The sequence below is a fragment of the bacterium genome (assembly GCA_024226335.1).
Taxonomy (GTDB): domain Bacteria; phylum Myxococcota_A; class UBA9160; order SZUA-336; family SZUA-336; genus JAAELY01.
In genome coordinates, this window is the sequence record JAAELY010000004.1 from 25,525 (window position 1) to 40,256 (window position 14,732).

12 protein-coding genes are annotated in these 14,732 nt (G+C 60.8%); 6 read left to right on the forward strand and 6 right to left on the reverse strand.

Annotated features, from left to right (window positions below; genetic code table 11):
* Positions 1-27: 27 nt before the first annotated feature.
* The 3 genes from GY725_00160 (at position 28) to GY725_00170 (ending at position 1,592) form a co-directional block, all read left to right on the forward strand.
* Positions 28-438 carry a hypothetical protein gene (locus GY725_00160; GenBank protein MCP4002582.1) on the forward strand — a complete coding sequence of 137 codons (411 nt, stop codon included), beginning with the start codon at positions 28-30 and terminating at the stop codon, positions 436-438.
* A gap of 41 nt (positions 439-479) precedes the next feature.
* Entirely contained in the window at positions 480-1,058 is a 579-nt protein-coding gene (locus GY725_00165) for a GNAT family N-acetyltransferase (GenBank protein ID MCP4002583.1), read from the forward strand.
* Positions 1,059-1,130: 72 nt separating this feature from the next.
* Positions 1,131-1,592: a GNAT family N-acetyltransferase gene (locus GY725_00170; protein ID MCP4002584.1), complete on the forward strand. Its 462-nt coding sequence runs from the start codon at positions 1,131-1,133 to the stop codon at positions 1,590-1,592.
* 25 nt (positions 1,593-1,617) lie between these two features.
* On the opposite strand, the gene GY725_00175 is transcribed toward GY725_00170, so the two are convergent.
* From GY725_00175 to GY725_00190, 4 genes are all read right to left on the reverse strand, one after another.
* Positions 1,618-4,092 (reverse strand): MMPL family transporter, encoded by a 2,475-nt coding sequence (locus GY725_00175; GenBank protein MCP4002585.1) that lies wholly within the window; start codon positions 4,090-4,092, stop codon positions 1,618-1,620.
* 169 nt (positions 4,093-4,261) lie between these two features.
* Positions 4,262-5,797 carry a hypothetical protein gene (locus tag GY725_00180; protein MCP4002586.1) on the reverse strand — a complete coding sequence of 512 codons (1,536 nt, stop codon included), beginning with the start codon at positions 5,795-5,797 and terminating at the stop codon, positions 4,262-4,264.
* Positions 5,798-5,926: 129 nt separating this feature from the next.
* Positions 5,927-6,847, reverse strand: a complete 921-nt coding sequence (locus GY725_00185; protein MCP4002587.1) for a glycyl-radical enzyme activating protein — start codon at positions 6,845-6,847, stop codon at positions 5,927-5,929.
* Positions 6,844-9,759, reverse strand: a complete 2,916-nt coding sequence (locus GY725_00190) for a formate acetyltransferase (protein ID MCP4002588.1) — start codon at positions 9,757-9,759, stop codon at positions 6,844-6,846. The genes GY725_00185 and GY725_00190 overlap by 4 nt, the downstream gene beginning before the upstream one ends.
* A 315-nt stretch (positions 9,760-10,074) precedes the next feature.
* Here GY725_00190 and GY725_00195 point away from each other — a divergent pair, with 315 nt between their 5' ends.
* Positions 10,075-11,124, forward strand: a complete 1,050-nt coding sequence (locus GY725_00195; GenBank protein MCP4002589.1) for a hypothetical protein — start codon at positions 10,075-10,077, stop codon at positions 11,122-11,124.
* On the opposite strand, the gene GY725_00200 is transcribed toward GY725_00195, so the two are convergent.
* The gene (locus GY725_00200) at positions 11,117-11,947 is read right to left on the reverse strand and encodes a hypothetical protein (GenBank protein ID MCP4002590.1); all 831 of its coding nucleotides are present in this window, start codon (positions 11,945-11,947) and stop codon (positions 11,117-11,119) included. The genes GY725_00195 and GY725_00200 overlap by 8 nt on opposite strands.
* A 145-nt stretch (positions 11,948-12,092) precedes the next feature.
* Between GY725_00200 and GY725_00205 the strand changes: the two genes are divergently transcribed.
* Positions 12,093-13,124, forward strand: a complete 1,032-nt coding sequence (locus GY725_00205) for an alpha/beta hydrolase (GenBank protein ID MCP4002591.1) — start codon at positions 12,093-12,095, stop codon at positions 13,122-13,124.
* A gap of 61 nt (positions 13,125-13,185) precedes the next feature.
* Here the strand turns inward: GY725_00205 and GY725_00210 are convergent, their stop codons facing one another.
* Entirely contained in the window at positions 13,186-13,794 is a 609-nt protein-coding gene (locus GY725_00210; protein MCP4002592.1) for a TetR/AcrR family transcriptional regulator, read from the reverse strand.
* 57 nt (positions 13,795-13,851) lie between these two features.
* Between GY725_00210 and GY725_00215 the strand changes: the two genes are divergently transcribed.
* Positions 13,852-14,526, forward strand: a complete 675-nt coding sequence (locus tag GY725_00215) for an enoyl-CoA hydratase/isomerase family protein (GenBank protein ID MCP4002593.1) — start codon at positions 13,852-13,854, stop codon at positions 14,524-14,526.
* Positions 14,527-14,732 lie beyond the last annotated feature (206 nt).

The window sequence follows — 14,732 nt, forward strand, 5'->3', positions numbered from 1 at the left end:
GTAGCCAAATTCATGGGAGATCGGATCATGAGAATTCTGCTTGGGCTCGTGGTTTCCATCGGCCTGGCGGTGGCTGCATTCTACGGCGCCGTCATTCTCGCTTCCGAGTCTGGCGAAGTGGTGACCCTGCGCACGATGAATGCGCAGGGAGTTCGGGAACCGACCCGCCTATGGGTCGTGGACCACGACGGAGCGGAGTGGGTGCGTACCGGTCACAAAGGGAAGGGCTGGTTCGTGCGGGTCGTAGCGAACTCGGACGTCGAACTGGAACGAGCGGGACAGAACAGTCTGCGCAGAGCTGTGGTCGTTGAGGATCCTTCGGTCTTCCCGGGCGTGAACCGCGCGTTTTCGGAGAAATACGGCGCGGCTGATTGGATCGTTGCGCTCTCCGGGGATGCAAGCAAGCGCGTGCCGGTCCGGCTGGACCCCGCACTGTGAACACGAGTCGATCGCCAACGGGGACAAAAGCTGAAGAGTTGATGATCCACTATCGCCGCATGGAGTTTTCCGAGAAGCAGAGCATTGCAGAGATCGACCGCTCCGAGCGCGTAACGCAGAAGTATGTCTCCAAAGACGGAGAACTCGAACTGGTCGAAGTCGACTGGGACATCGGTCGCTGGTCGACGGATGGAAGCGGTCCCCATAGCATTCGGGCGATGCTCGAAGAGTGGAGCCTCTACCTGCAAGGAGACAGTGTTCTCTGGGGCGCATTCGACGAAGAGCGACTTGTTGGATTCATCGTGTATCGGCCGAATCTCGCACCGCGTATGGGTCAGCTCGCGCTCTTGTTCATCAGCAAGGCGTACCGTCGCCGCGGTGTCGGGCAACAGCTCTTTCAACTACTGACCGAGTACGCGAGAAACGATGGAGTCGAGAGTCTGTACGTGACTGCGACTCCGACTCGAGGCACCGTGGACTTCTACCAAAGCCTGGGATTCTGTTTGACAGATCAGCCGTTGCCCGAAATGCTGGAGATGGAGCCTGAAGACATCCACATGACGATGGAAGTTGCCGTCTTTCCCAGGGCGTCCACACCGGGCGCCAGAGACGGCGACTGACTCTGGCGGAAAGAAGCAAGCGAAAAGAAGCAAGGAGTCGCTCGATGCAGGGTTCGGTAGCCTTCGTGCGGTATGAGTGAGATCAGGGATTCAGAGCTGAGCGACCTGTCCGTGGTCGCGTCCTGGATCGGATCTGCGCCGGAGTGTCGACTCTGGTGCGGCACTCGTGTCTCGTACCCAATCGATCTGGTTGAGCTTCCGCGTCAGATCGAGTACTCGGATTGTGAATCGTGGACGCTTACGGATGGCGATGCCGTGGTCGCCTTCGGGCAACTGGTCTCGAAACCGGGGGGCAGGCTTCATCTAGCCCGCCTGATCGCGGCTCCTGAACGCAGGGGTAGCGGACTGGGTAGGCTCATCACCGCCTACCTGCTCGAGACTGCACTGGCGCGTGGGCCGTCGGCCGTTTCTCTCAACGTGTTCGCGGAGAACAAACCGGCTCTCACCCTCTACGAGTCTCTGGGCTTCGCTTCGGCTATTCGCCCACCGGAAGAGGGGGACTCCCCGTCCGTGTACATGGAGTATGTCGGCTGACCTCCGCTGTCCACGCGCGGGAAAGCTAGGAGGTTCGCGGCTCTCGGGTGGCCTGTGTGTGGCGATTCGCGACGCGATCCCCTCGGGTGCTCAGGGCCATCAGCGCGGGCGATAGAGTGATATCGGCGATGAACGCGAAGATGACGGTTACACCCGTCAACAAGCCGAACTTGACCAGATTGGTCAGGCTTGCGAACGCGTAGATGAAGAACGAGAGCGACAGTACGATCGACGTCACGAGCAGCGCGTGCCCGGTCGTGCGCAAGGTTTCGCGGACGGCCGCCTGTGTGTCGTGCAGATCATCGTAGTATTTCCGGAACACGTGCATGAAGTGGATCGTATCGTCGACGGCCAGACCGATCGCGATGCTTCCGATCAAGAGGGTGAAGGTGTCGAGCGCGATCCCGAGCCAGCCCATCAAGCCGAGGATCAGGATGATCGGCGCCAGATTGGGCACCATTGCCGCCAGGCCGGTTCGCAGGGTTCCGAGCAGGAGGAACATCAGCGGTGTGATGATTGCGAGTGCGATCATGTAGCTGCTCTGGAGGCTGGCCGAGATTGCCTTCAGCGAGCGCGTCATCAAGCTGACGAAGCCGGTGATCTCGATCCCGACGCCATTTCCGAGCGTCTGATGAGTCGCGGCTTCCACCTGTGCGATGAACGGCTGGTACTGTGAGGGCGGGGCGTAGGGCAGATTCATCGTGATGCGCGCGCGCTGGAACTGGCTATCGACCAGCATCTCCAGATCGTCGCTGCCACTGTTCTCGAATAGCAGAAGTTCCTGAGCGACGAGTTCGCGGCTGTCGGGAATTGCGTAGAAGTCGGAACGGTTCTCGTTGAGGGCCTGATGGATCTCCTTTGAGACCTCGACGATCGAAGTGACCTTTCCCACGTTGAGGCCGCCCGGGCCTTCGATTCGCGTTGCGAGTTCGCTCAGTGTGTCGATGCGCTGGAGCAGTGAGGGTTCTTTCAGGCCGTTCTCTTCCCGGGCGTCGACCAGGATCTCGAGCGAGACCGAGCCACTGAGTTCAGCGTTCGCGAACTCGGTCGCGATGCGCAGCGGATCGTCTTTGGGAAACCAGCTGACGGGGTCGTAGCTGAACCCGAGCTGCGTGATTCCGGCGATTGCGAAGAGCAGGATGGCGGACATGCAAGCCAGTACGAGCTTTGGATAACGGACGCAGCGTTCCCCAGTCCACAACAACGCATTTTCGATCCAACCGGCCCGAGCGTCCTCGCGGACGGATCTGCGCCGCAGCGGAATCACGTGCAGCAGGGCGGGGAGCAATATCATGCAGTAGGTCAGCCCCAGTCCAATGCCCAGCGGCGCGAAGATCCCGAGGTCGGCGACAGGCTGTACCTCTGCGCTGAGGAAGGAGATCAGGCCACCCGCCGTCGTGAGGGCGGTCATGACGATCGCCAGTCCCGAGTGTTGCAGTGCGTGGGCGAGAGCTTTCTCGCGGGACTGGCCTGCGTCGTAGGCGCGAAAGAACATCACCAGCAGATGGACGCTTCCGCCCACTCCGACGGCCAGTAGGAACGATGGCAGGATCTGCGTCGGGATTCCCAGAGGCCTCCCGATCAGCGCCATGGCTCCGAAAGTCGACGCGATCGAGAGCAACACGACCACAAGAGGCAGGATCACGGCAGACGCGCGGCGGAACAGCACGAACAGGAATATCGCGACTGCTGTCAGCGACAAGCTCATGAAGACCACCATGTTCTTCATCATCTCGTCCGCCAGACGTGCCGCCACGATGGGGCCCCCGGACAGGTGGATCTCGAGGTCGCTGCTGCGAAAGCGCTCGACCAGAGAGCCTAGGGCGGCTGCGGCTTCGGCTTGCTGCTCACTGGTCAAACTGAGAAGTTCGGCGCCTTCGCTGTCCTCGAACCCGCCCAACGCATCGTCGAACCCCGATTCGTCGTAGTCGGTTTCGAGTTTGACCAGTAGCGTGGTCGTGCGCTGGTCGTGTGAGAAGATGTAGTTCCGATAATGGGGGTTTGCGAGCGCGCGTTTTCGAATCTCGACCAGAGCTTCGGCATCGAGCGGCCAGTCTTCGAGCAGGTCGCGCACGATCAGCTCGTCGCCCTTGCCGCGGGTCTCGCGCACATTGATCAGACTGGTGACCTCGTCGACGTATGGGACCTCGTCTTCGATCGTGCGGTGAAGCTCGTGAAGAATCGAGAGAAACGCGGGATCGAAGACCTCCGGCGGGCGCAGAGCAACGAGAATCAGCTGGTCGCTGCCAAACTGTTCTCGAAACGCGGCGTATACGACGCGAGTCGGGTCGTCGTCTCGCAGGAACGCCTCGCTCGAGGTGTCGACCTGGAGCTGCGGCATCTGCGCCCCGAGCACGAGCGCCAGTGCGATCATCGAGCCGATGATTGGCCAGCGCCGTGTGGCCGATACGCGGCCCCAGTTTTCGAAGCGATCTTCGATCGAGGTGCGCAGGGCGACGTCCCAGCGAGGCCGGTCGTCTCTCTTGCCTGTCGCGCTCATCTACTCGATCACGGCCTCGGCGCACATGGGGAATTCGGCGCCCACTGCGTGTACCACAAGCGGAACCTTTTCGACGAATTGAACCCATCTGGTTGTTCGAGCGCCAGAGGGAATCGGGCTGCGCTGGGAGCGTACTCGTTCGGTGTTCGGGCCCTCGGCGATTCCCGCTTCAGGGGTCCAAGTGCAGAGCCCGGCCGACTCGATAGCTTGCCAGGGCTTCTTTCGCGAGATCTGCTTCGGCGAAGCGCTCCAGGGCGCGGAAACGACGGATCCCCGACTCTGATGTTTCAATGGCCCGATCGAAGTGACCCTCTGCAGCGTAGGCCGCCGCCAGCGTATCGATGTTCGAGGGATCAACGTACCCTGTAAGTCTACAGGCGAGTTCGGCGCGACGAACTGCCTCCGCCGGTTTTCGAATCCGGGGATCGCTGTGAGTCGCGTAGATCCACGCCACGTTGTTTTGCGCGACCGGGTTGTTCGGGTCGACTCGCGCCGCCTGCTCGAAAAGCGTGAGGGTATCCCTCCAGTGTCGAAGCTGGAGTGCGGTTGCGCTCGCGCAGGCGATCACGATGGCGATCGCAGCCGTTGCCAGAATTCGTCGACGACCGATCGTGGCGAGCCACGACTGCGGCACACTCCAGCCGACCATGATCAGCAGGCCGATCATCGGGATGTACATGTAGCGGTCCGCGAGCGACTGCTGGCCCACCTGCACGAGGCCGATCACGGGAACCAGTGTGCCCAGGTAGAAGAACCAGCCCACGAACAGGTGCGGGTGATCCGCCGCCTTCTTGACGGTGTACGCGGAAATGGCGACGAGTAGAAGCGCCGCGGCAACAGTTTGCGCGACGGGTGGAGCGCCGACGTGGTAGTAGAGCACCGAGAGGTTGGCCGGCCAGAGCGTCTTGCCCAGATAGACCGCGTAGGCCACCAGGCTATTGGCCAGGCGCGCAGCCAGAGGCAGTGCATCCGTGGTTCGCACGGCGCCGATCGAGAGCTGGACAAGATAGGTCGCGATGCTGTCCGCCAGCGATAACGCGAGCAACGGGAGTTTCTCCAGGACGAGTCTGCGCAGCGGAGTCTCTGAACTGGACCCGGGACCGAAGCGTCGCAGCGGCCATCCATCCAGAAGCAGAAGGACGAAGGGCAGGGTCACGATCATCGGTTTGGCTAGCAGGCCCGCGCCGAAGGCGGCCGCCACTACGAGGTAACGGCCTACACCCGGGCGCTCTGCGTAGTGCAGATAGGCGAGGATCGCCAGGATGAAGAAGAGCGTGCTCAGGACGTCCTTGAGTTCGGACACCCAGGCCACCGATTCCACGTGCAGAGGATGCAGGGCGAAGACGAATGCGAGGAAAGCACTGGGCCAGAGAGTGCCCTTCATCCGCCTGAACAGAAGAAATAGCAACACACAGTTGAGTGCGTGGATGACGACGTTGACCAGATGGTGCAGGCCGGCGTCCAGGCCGAAGAGTTGATGGACAGCGGTGTGTGCTACGACCGTCAGTGGATGCCAGTTGGCTCCGGTCTCGATGCTGGTGAACGCATCGCCGATCGCAGCAACGCTCAAGCCTCCGAGTACGATGCGATTCTGGTAGACGTACGAGCCGTCGTCGTACTCCACGAAATCGTGGCCCCGCACCGGCGCATACACCGCGACGGTTGTGACGAACAAGACCAGGCAGATGAGGATTCCCGGCTTCACGGGGCGGTATCGCGTCTTTCGTGATTCACGAGCGGATTCTACGGGAAACTCCGGCACGAAGACTTTCCGGAGGGGCACCCTTGCAAGTTAGGGCAGTGGGAAAGGGCCTCGGCTGGCGGCCAGCCTGTTTCAGACGAGTTCCAGGCCGTGAGCCCTGTACACTGCCTCGCACTTCTCGAGTTCTTCCTGAGGCATCCATTTGCGCAAGGGATTCTGGGGATCTGCGATCGCCGGATTGCCCAGGCGTTCGCATTTCTCGTGCCAGATCGGGTTGTAGTGCATGAGCTGAGTGCGGGAAACTCCCCGGTCTCTCAAGAATCCGGCGAGGCTTTCGAGATTGCGGGGATCGCTGGTCATTCCCGGGACCAATGGCGTGCGAGCCAGGATCTCCACTCCGCCTTTGTGGTATTCCCGCTGAAGCCCGGAGAAATTGTCCAGGATCACATCGTTTGCGACGCCACAGCGTTTTCGGTGGTCCTCGCGGTCAAAGATCTTGAGATCGAAATAGATCAGGTCGACGTGTGGGTAGAGGAGTTCCATGAACCTGTCGTAGGGAAACAGCCCGCACGTCTGCACCAATGTGTGTACGCCCTCGGCCTGCAGCTTTTCGAGAAGCACGGAGGCGAATTCCATGTGAATCGTCGGCTCCCCGCCCGACAAGGTGACGCCGCCACCGGAATTCTCGTAGAAGGACTTGTACTTCATCAGCTTTTCGAAGACCGCGTCGACTCTGGCCGGTTCGCCGACACGCGAGAGGGCCCCGGACGGACAGGCCGGGATGCACTCGAAGCACAGCGTGCATTTTTCGCGATCGATGAAGTCCGGATCGTCTCTGGACAGGGCGGTTTCCGGACAGGACTTGATGCACTCCAGCGCACCGACACATTGGGAGCGGTCGAATGAGATCTCCACTTCTCGGGAGATGCTCTCCGGGTTGTGGCACCAGGCGCAGGACAGGAGGCAGCCCTTGAAGAAGACCACCGAGCGGATACCCGGTCCGTCGTCCAAAGCGTTCCCCTTGATCTCGAGAAGAAGCGCGGTATCGCTCACAAGCCGAATTCAGTGCGCTCGATCAGCTCGACCTGGATCTCCCGGTTCAGGGTGACGAAGTAGGCGTTGTATCCGGAGATCCGGACCAGGAGGTTTCGGTAGTTCTCCGGATGGACCATCGCATCCTTCAGGGTTTCCGAGGTCACCACATTGAACTGGATCTGCATTCCGCCCTGTTCGAAATACGTCTTCGCGTAGGATCTCATCGTATTGATGGTCTCTTCGCGAGTGTCACTGGCATCCGGAATCAACTTCACGTTGAAGGCGATGTTGTTGTCCATGAATTCCGGATTCAGCTTGGCGACGTCGCAGACGTTATCGAGGAAGTTCTTCGAGGCAAAAGGCTGCGGCGACAGCCCCGGCGTAAACGCCTTGCCGGCCTTTCTGCCCGACGGCAGCGCGCCGGACAGGTACCCGTAGGCGACGTGCTGCGACATCGACCAGAAGCCCGCCGTGTACTTGCCGCCGCGCTGGTTGCGACGGGAGTTGTAGATTTCGTGGAAGCGCCCGGCGACCCGATTGGCCATCTCGATGCCCGCCTGGTCTCCTGAGCCGAAAAGATTGACCTTGTTCTGAACCAACGCCTGAAGCCCCGGCGCATGGGCGAAGTCGCTATCCAGTGCCTCTTTCAGTTCCTTGAAGGAGAGCTTTGCTTCGTCAAAAACCAGCTTCTTGATGATCAACAGACTGTCGGTGATATCGGCCAGGCCGATGTTCGAAACACCAGACGTGTTGTAGGTGGCCCCACCACTGGTGACGTCCCTGGCCTTGCGGATGCAACCATCCATGAGGGCGCTCAATACGGGCGTCGGCCGATAGCGAGCATGAACATTCGCCAGCATATTGTTGTACTCGACGGCCTTGTCGATCAGGTACGTCTGCTGGGTGATATAGGCTTCGAAGAATTCTTCGAACGAAGACATCTCGGCGACGTTTCCGGTCTTCGGACCGAGGTGCCAGTCCATCAACGGGTGGTATCCGTCGTTGAGGGCCATCTCCATCCCGGCGACCAGATTCATCAAGATCGAACCGGTATGTCCCATGTGCTTGCCAGACAGGGTCTGTTCCACGCAGCCGGTCGCGGACCAGTCGCGGATGTCTTCGACGGGATAACCGTGAGGCGCGAGCGAGGCGAAGATCGCATCGTCGTTGTGCATGGACGGTGTACCGGCGGTGATGAAGTTGACCTCACACAGACGGTCCAGATACGCCGTGCTGTTCTTCTGCAGATTGAAGCGCGCGTTGACGTTGACGTCCCGGATGCACAGCATCTCCGTGACCTTCAGGAAGATGAAGGTCATGTCGTTGACCCCGTTCTCTCCTTCCGGGGTCACGCCGCCCAGGGTAAGCGCCTGATTGGAAGCGGAGCCTCCAAACAAGAAGTTCGCGATATCGGGAGTCATCGGAAAGTGATCGGTGCAGCGCAGGAAGAAGCAGCCCGCCAGATCGATCGCGTGCTTGATGTAGGCCTGGCGTTCTTTTCTCGTCGTGAGGCGCGCCAGGTCACTTTCAAAGTAGGGCTGCAGCAGCTGATCCAGTCGCCCGAGAGAAAGCCCGGTGTCCGCGTTCTCATTGTGCAGGCAGAGCCAGGTGATCCAAAGGGAATTGAAAGCTTCGTCGAGCGTTCTCGGCGGCAGTTGGGGTACGCGAGCGCAGATTTCGGATAGCGCGCTCAGTTCTGTCTTGCGGGCCGGGTCGAGTTCCGCCTCTGCTTGCCGCCCGGCTTCCGCCGCCAGATTGACCGCGTAGGCTTCGATCCCCTCGAGGCAGAGCTTCATGCCGTGCAGGGCCCCGCGTCCGACTTCATCCAGTCCGGGGTCGTCGAGACGCGCTTCGACGTCGGCCAGAATGCCGCTCGTTCCCGCATCCAGAAGCCGTTTGAAGTCCGGAATCGTGTGCGAGATGCCGACCGTCTTCCAGACGAAGTAGGCCACCCAGCGTTCGTTGATGACCTGGCACTCCGGATAGTCGCGCTCGTCCCTGACCCATTCGACGAAGTTGCGTTTGACCCAGAAGGGCAGGATGTCCTTGTGAAGGATCTCGATCGTCTCGTCCGAAATATCGAAGGGGATCAGCTTCCGCTTGTCGATCGAAAACAGCTCTCCCCAGATCGAACTGCCATTTGAATCCGGATAGACCGTCGCGCCCGCGATTTCATTTCGGGTGGTCGTTCCCGCGAGCAGATCGTTCTTGCGAATGACCGGCGTCTTTTTGGACATCATGTGCTTGAACGCGCGGCCCTGACGAACCTCGGGCGCCAGCTGGCCCTCGTTCTTGTCCGTTTCGAAGCCGTGCTCGCGGAACCAGTGAGTCAGGAGTTTCGCGCGCTCCGCACAGATCTCGGGCTTGTGGGTCAGATGATCTTCGAGGAACCCCGCCAGGCGCGGGAAGTCGCTCAGACCGTATTCGGGTAGGAACGGGTCTTCGAGCCCTTTGACTCCATGGTCCGTCGAATTGCAGTGCATGCGGTACTGCGGACGGGCGCGCATTTCAGCGGACAGCGAGTCATCGCCTTCGCCGTACTCTGCGCGTCGCGCAGCCAGGTCCTTGCGCTGCTCTTCCGCCAGCGTCTTGGCGTGCTTTTCCTTCATCAAGAGCGAGACGAGGAAGTTGAACAGCTGTAGATAGTTCGGATTGCCATCCAGGGCGACCCGGTTTTTCAGTACCAGGTTCAGAGCTTCATTGGGCGGCAGGGTGAACATCTCGACGAAGGCGGTTTCGTCTTTGAAGTGCAGAACGATATCTGCATCCTCGGGAATCTTGCCCCTGACCGTGATCCGCCCATCCCTGAAGGTGATGGACTGCGTCACCTTCCCCGAACTCGTCTTCAGCCCGACAGAGAAATTGATCCAGCCGTCCACGCCCTTCAGGTACTTGCGCAGCGAGGGTCGCAGAGTGAACTGAGCGGCCATGACCCGCAGAAGCCCACCGGCTGTCGGGTTCAGCAGGGCTTGCTTGAGGGATTCGGAAAACGACGCTGGGGCTGTGCTCTCGCTCTGCGAGCGGGCCGGAGTCGGATCGGTCGCTGCTGGAAGACTCATCTCTCCTCCTTCGCCATTCTCGGTACAACGCGATGGTAGCAGCCGTGGGCGCTCTCGGGTGTCTTCGCTTGGCTCGCCCCAGCCGCGCGTGTAGGCTGGCCTCGATGCTTCGCCCGAGGGCGATGCAATCGCTCTTGGAAAGATGTCTGGAGAAGGGCCTGGGGATAAGGCCTGGAGGGAAGGACTGTGACGGCGACCCTGCGGGCCCGGCTGGGTTTGTACATCACCTGTGCGCTTCTGTGCGCGCCCATCGCGCTGCCGGTCGCGGCCGAAACCGTCACGTATGCCGGTCGCCCTTCGAACCTGGTGGTTCCCGCCAGTTACGATCCGAATAGTCCGGCACCGCTGATCGTTCTGCTTCACGGCTATACATCGAATGGGGCCGACCAGGATGCCTATATGGGATTCTCGGCGCTGGCCGATGAATTCGGCTTTCTGTTCATCAATCCGGATGGCACGCTCGACTCGTTTCCCGACCGGTTCTGGAACGCCACCGATGCCTGCTGCGATCTATTCGATGCCACGCCGGACGATTCCGCCTACATCCGTGGATTGATCGACACCGTGCGCGCGACGTACAACATCGACGACGAGCGGATTTTCATTACCGGCCACTCCAATGGCGGCTTCATGTCGTACCGCATGGCCTGTGATCACGCCGATATCGTCGCCGCGATCGCAAGTCTCGCAGGTGCGACGTTCGACGCCCCCCTGGATTGCAGTCCGAGTGAGCCGGTCGACGTATTGCAGATTCACGGAACTATGGATGACATCATCCTGTACGGCGGAGGTTCAATCACGCAGATGGTCGGTGGGGCGGTTGACTACCCCGGGGCCGTCGAGAGCGTCGAGACCTGGAATCAGTACAACGGTTGTACGAATACCGCGGATACGTCCGCAGCGAATCTCGATCTCGACTCGGGACTCGCAGGTTCAGAGACGACCGTCACACGCTACACCGATGGATGTTCAGCGGGAGGTTCGGGTGAACTCTGGACGATCCAGGCCGGGGGCCACGTCCCCGCCCTGACCTCGGACTACGCGCGCAAAGTCGTCGAGTACTTCTACGCCCACCCGAAGTTCTCCATACCCGTGCCCGTCTTGCCGAGTGTGTTGCACGGGTTCGCTCTGTGCGGACTGCTGGGAGGTGCGATGATCGCAGTCGTGAGGCATCGCGGACGCCGAGGAACGCAGCACGATGCGCTCGATGTCGAAGTCCGGTCGCGTCTCAGTTAGAGCTGCGACCCACGGCGCCCAGAACGATCGCTCCGCCTAGCAGGAACAGCAGGGCGCTACCCGGTTCGGGAATTGGCTGCGAGATGTTGGCTGTCGGCGGTGGGTTGATTTCAGGGAAGGGCGAAGCAGGGATCGCGGGTTCATCCGGCTCGGTGATCGCGGGTTCATCTGGCTCGGTGATCGCGGGTTCATCTGGCTCGGTGATCGCGGGTTCATTCGGATCGGTGAATGATGACGGCAGGATCCAGCCATCGGGCGGCGCACTGATGTCCCCGATCAAATCCCCGGCGAGGAGATCGCTGCCGTCGGTGAATAACCCGCAATACCGGGGGGAGCCCAGATCGCAAATGCTGTAGATGGCGAAGTCCGGATCCGTCATCGGGTCTTGTGCCAGGGTCAAGCGGCCCAGGTAGGTCTCCTGACCACCGATGGCCATGGGGATTTCCAAGAAACCCCTCCCCGGGAAGACGAAGAGTTCATGGTTGGGATGGAGTCCGAAGACGCCTCCGAATTGGGTTACTCCCGGAGGAACGTCACTTCGTACGGACGGCAATCCCGCGAAGGACCCGAAAGCGATGGCCGTCCCCGGTCTCCAGTGGGGCAGGAGATTGCCTTCTGGGAAACCCACCGGTGCATCAAAGTCGATGGCTCCTGAAACGTGCAGATTGAAGTGGACGAGATCCTGGCTCGGGAGAATGCTCAGGTGAACGAAGTTCGTCCCGGGCTCGTGTAGCGATTGGACCTGAATGGTTCCGGCCGATGCGCCGACGGGAAACAGAAGCAGAATCAATAGCTTCGCGATCGAGCGGAGTGATCGCCTCATCGGCATTTCCCTCCGGTAGAGCACCCATTTGTCCGTCAGCCAATGGTACACGAAACTGCCCAGGATTCTAGATCTGTCGTCCGAAGCTCTGGTCTGTCCCGAGAGGGTATGATGGCTTCAAATTCATACCGAGTGAGGCAAAGCCATGAGCAAGCTCCAGGAAGATCCCCGCATCGATCCCCGCATCAAGGCCACCATGGCTGCGTTTCCGACGACCAGCCAACCGGACGCCAGGAGCCGTGATGAACTTCTGGCCGAGGCCAATACGGCGGAAGCCATCGCCCTGCGCGAGCAGATGGTGGCGGGCTTCGAACTGATGGACAACGAGCAGATCGCACCATCGGCCGGCCTTTCGATTGCCACGCACGAGTTCACCTCGGATCCGGACGGCAACACGATCAAGGTGCAATTCATCCGGCCGGAGTCCTCGGAGCCCCTGCCTTGCGTCTACTATATCCACGGCGGTGGCATGCAGGTGATGTCCTGTTTCGACGGTATGTACCGGGCCTGGGGCAAGATCATCGCGGCCCAGGGAGTGGCGGTCGCAATGGTCGATTTCCGCAACTGCCTGTCTGCGTCGTCCGCACCCGAAGTTGCGCCATTTCCCGCGGGCCTCAACGACTGCGTTTCGGGGGTGAAGTGGCTGCACGCCAACGCGACGGAACTGGGCGTAGATGCCGAGCATATCATCGTGGCCGGTGAGAGCGGCGGAGGCAATCTGACGCTCGCTACCGGTTTGAAGTTGAAGCAGGACGACGACCTCGGGCACATCCGCGGGCTGTACGCACTCTGTCCCTATATCGCCGGCAGTTGGCCGCAGGAGCACCTGCCGTCCTCGACCGACAACAACGGCTTGCTTCTCGATCTGCATAACAACCGCGGCGCCATGGCCTATGGCATCGAAGAACTCGAGCGCAAGAACCCACTCGCCTGGCCGAGCTTCGCATCCGAGACCGACGTAAAGAACCTCGTTCCTACCGTCATCAGCGTCAACGAATGCGATCCGCTGCGCGACGAGGGCATCGAGTTCTACCGGCTACTACTGCGATCCGGCGTGCCCGCGCGCTGCCGCCAGGTCAACGGCACGATTCACGGCACCGAGATCTTCGCGATTGCCTGCCCGGACGTGAGCCGCGAAACCGCCGGCAGCATCGCCCAGTTCTGTCGCGAGGCTTGATCGCGGCTCGACCTGGACGGAGCGGTGGATACCGCCTGATCTGAATTCAAATTCCACCCGTTCAGTCGGAGCCCGTTTCCGGAACGACCAACTGAAAGGCCTGCTCCACCAGGTCTTGTCGGCGCCGCGCGGGCAATCCTCGGGGAGAGAGTTGCGCAGCGACTTGTAGGAAGCCGACGTAGGTGGAGTAGAGGATGATGGCCCGATCTGCAGCAACCGCGGAAGGCAATCCCATATCTTCGAGTGTCTGGGTCAAGAACCGGATGCGTTTCCGCATGACCCGTCGCAGCACGGGCCCGACCCGCTCGTGATCTCGCTCTAGCGAGAAGGCGAGAAAGACGCCTAACGCCGGATCCCCCGATGCAATATCGCCGAGGAGTTCGCGCAGGCGCAGGGAGGGATCGGCGTTCTTCTCGAGTGCGCCGTACTTATTGTCCGTGAACACGCGCTCCCAGCGTTCGAGGCTGGCCTCGAGTAGTTCTTCGGGGCTGGAGAAGTGCCAATAGAAACTTCCTTTCGTCACACCGAGGCGACGGGCCAGCGGTTCTATCGCGAGACCCCTGAGCCCCAGTTCTCCGATCATCGCCAGCGCTCCGATCTCCCAATCGCGCGCCCCTAGACGCTTCGCTGCGCCTCCGCCCACTTTCCCGTTTCGGTTGTGCTTCGTCATCGTGTAGTACCATACGCTACCGTATTGAAACCTGTCCCCTTTTCACGGAGAGCACTCATGTCAGAACAAATCCAGATATCTGATCGTGGCGACGGGGTCGCCGTACTGACCCTCGACCGCCCCGAACGAAAGAACGCACTCTCCATTGCGCTCCGCGACGAGATATCCGACGCGCTGGCTGAACTGGCTAGCCAGGACGGGGTGAAAGTCGTGATCCTGACGGGGGCGGGCAGTGTCTTCTGTGCGGGATTCGACCTCGGCGAATTTGGACGCATTGGAGAGCGGGAATTCGCAGACCGGATCTGGGCTTCGAGCGACCGATTTCACCGCGCACTCATCGAATTTCCACTCCCGACGATCGCGGCGGTCAACGGTCCCGCGATGGGAGGCGGATGTGATCTGGCATTGATGTGCGATCTGCGAATCGCTTCCGAAGCTGCATCCTTTTCTCACCCCGAAGCGGCTTTCGGAACAGTCGCCTACGGGCTGCTTCACGATCTGATCGGAGGATCTCTCGCCCGCGAGTTGACACTCACGGGACGCGCCGTCGACGCAAAGGAGGCGGAAACCCGGGGTCTGGCGGTTCGGGTGGTGACGGCCGACGCGTTGCAGGACGAGGCACTGGACCTGGCCCGCAGCATCGCAAAGCGTCCCCGCGACGTATTGCTCAGCGACAAACAAAAGATCATTCGCCGATCCCGACACCTGATTCGCGGAACTCTCGATCTCTGAAAGCGAATCCCACAACCCCGTGCGATGACCGGGCTCGGGCAGATTGGATGCGAACACCGGAAGTTGATTCGGGAGCAACGATCAGGTTCAGGAGACGGTGCGTTCCACGCCGGCGTGCTTCTCCCATGCGCCGGTCTCGAGCACGTCGGCGAGCTCGTCGACTGCGTACTCCAACTCGTCGTCCCGCGTGTAGAAGTGCGGCGACA

What these genes read in the sequence shown, in the direction of transcription:
- GY725_00160 (MCP4002582.1), top strand. Translation starts at nt 28, where the DNA reads ATGAGAATTCTGCTTGGGCTCGTGGTTTCCATCGGCCTGGCGGTGGCT.
- GY725_00165 (MCP4002583.1), top strand. Translation starts at nt 480, where the DNA reads ATGATCCACTATCGCCGCATGGAGTTTTCCGAGAAGCAGAGCATTGCA.
- GY725_00170 (MCP4002584.1), top strand. Translation starts at nt 1,131, where the DNA reads ATGAGTGAGATCAGGGATTCAGAGCTGAGCGACCTGTCCGTGGTCGCG.
- GY725_00175 (MCP4002585.1), bottom strand. Translation starts at nt 4,092, where the DNA reads ATGAGCGCGACAGGCAAGAGAGACGACCGGCCTCGCTGGGACGTCGCC.
- GY725_00190 (MCP4002588.1), bottom strand. Translation starts at nt 9,759, where the DNA reads ATGGCCGCTCAGTTCACTCTGCGACCCTCGCTGCGCAAGTACCTGAAG.
- GY725_00200 (MCP4002590.1), bottom strand. Translation starts at nt 11,947, where the DNA reads ATGAGGCGATCACTCCGCTCGATCGCGAAGCTATTGATTCTGCTTCTG.
- GY725_00205 (MCP4002591.1), top strand. Translation starts at nt 12,093, where the DNA reads ATGAGCAAGCTCCAGGAAGATCCCCGCATCGATCCCCGCATCAAGGCC.
- GY725_00210 (MCP4002592.1), bottom strand. Translation starts at nt 13,794, where the DNA reads ATGACGAAGCACAACCGAAACGGGAAAGTGGGCGGAGGCGCAGCGAAG.
- GY725_00215 (MCP4002593.1), top strand. Translation starts at nt 13,852, where the DNA reads ATGTCAGAACAAATCCAGATATCTGATCGTGGCGACGGGGTCGCCGTA.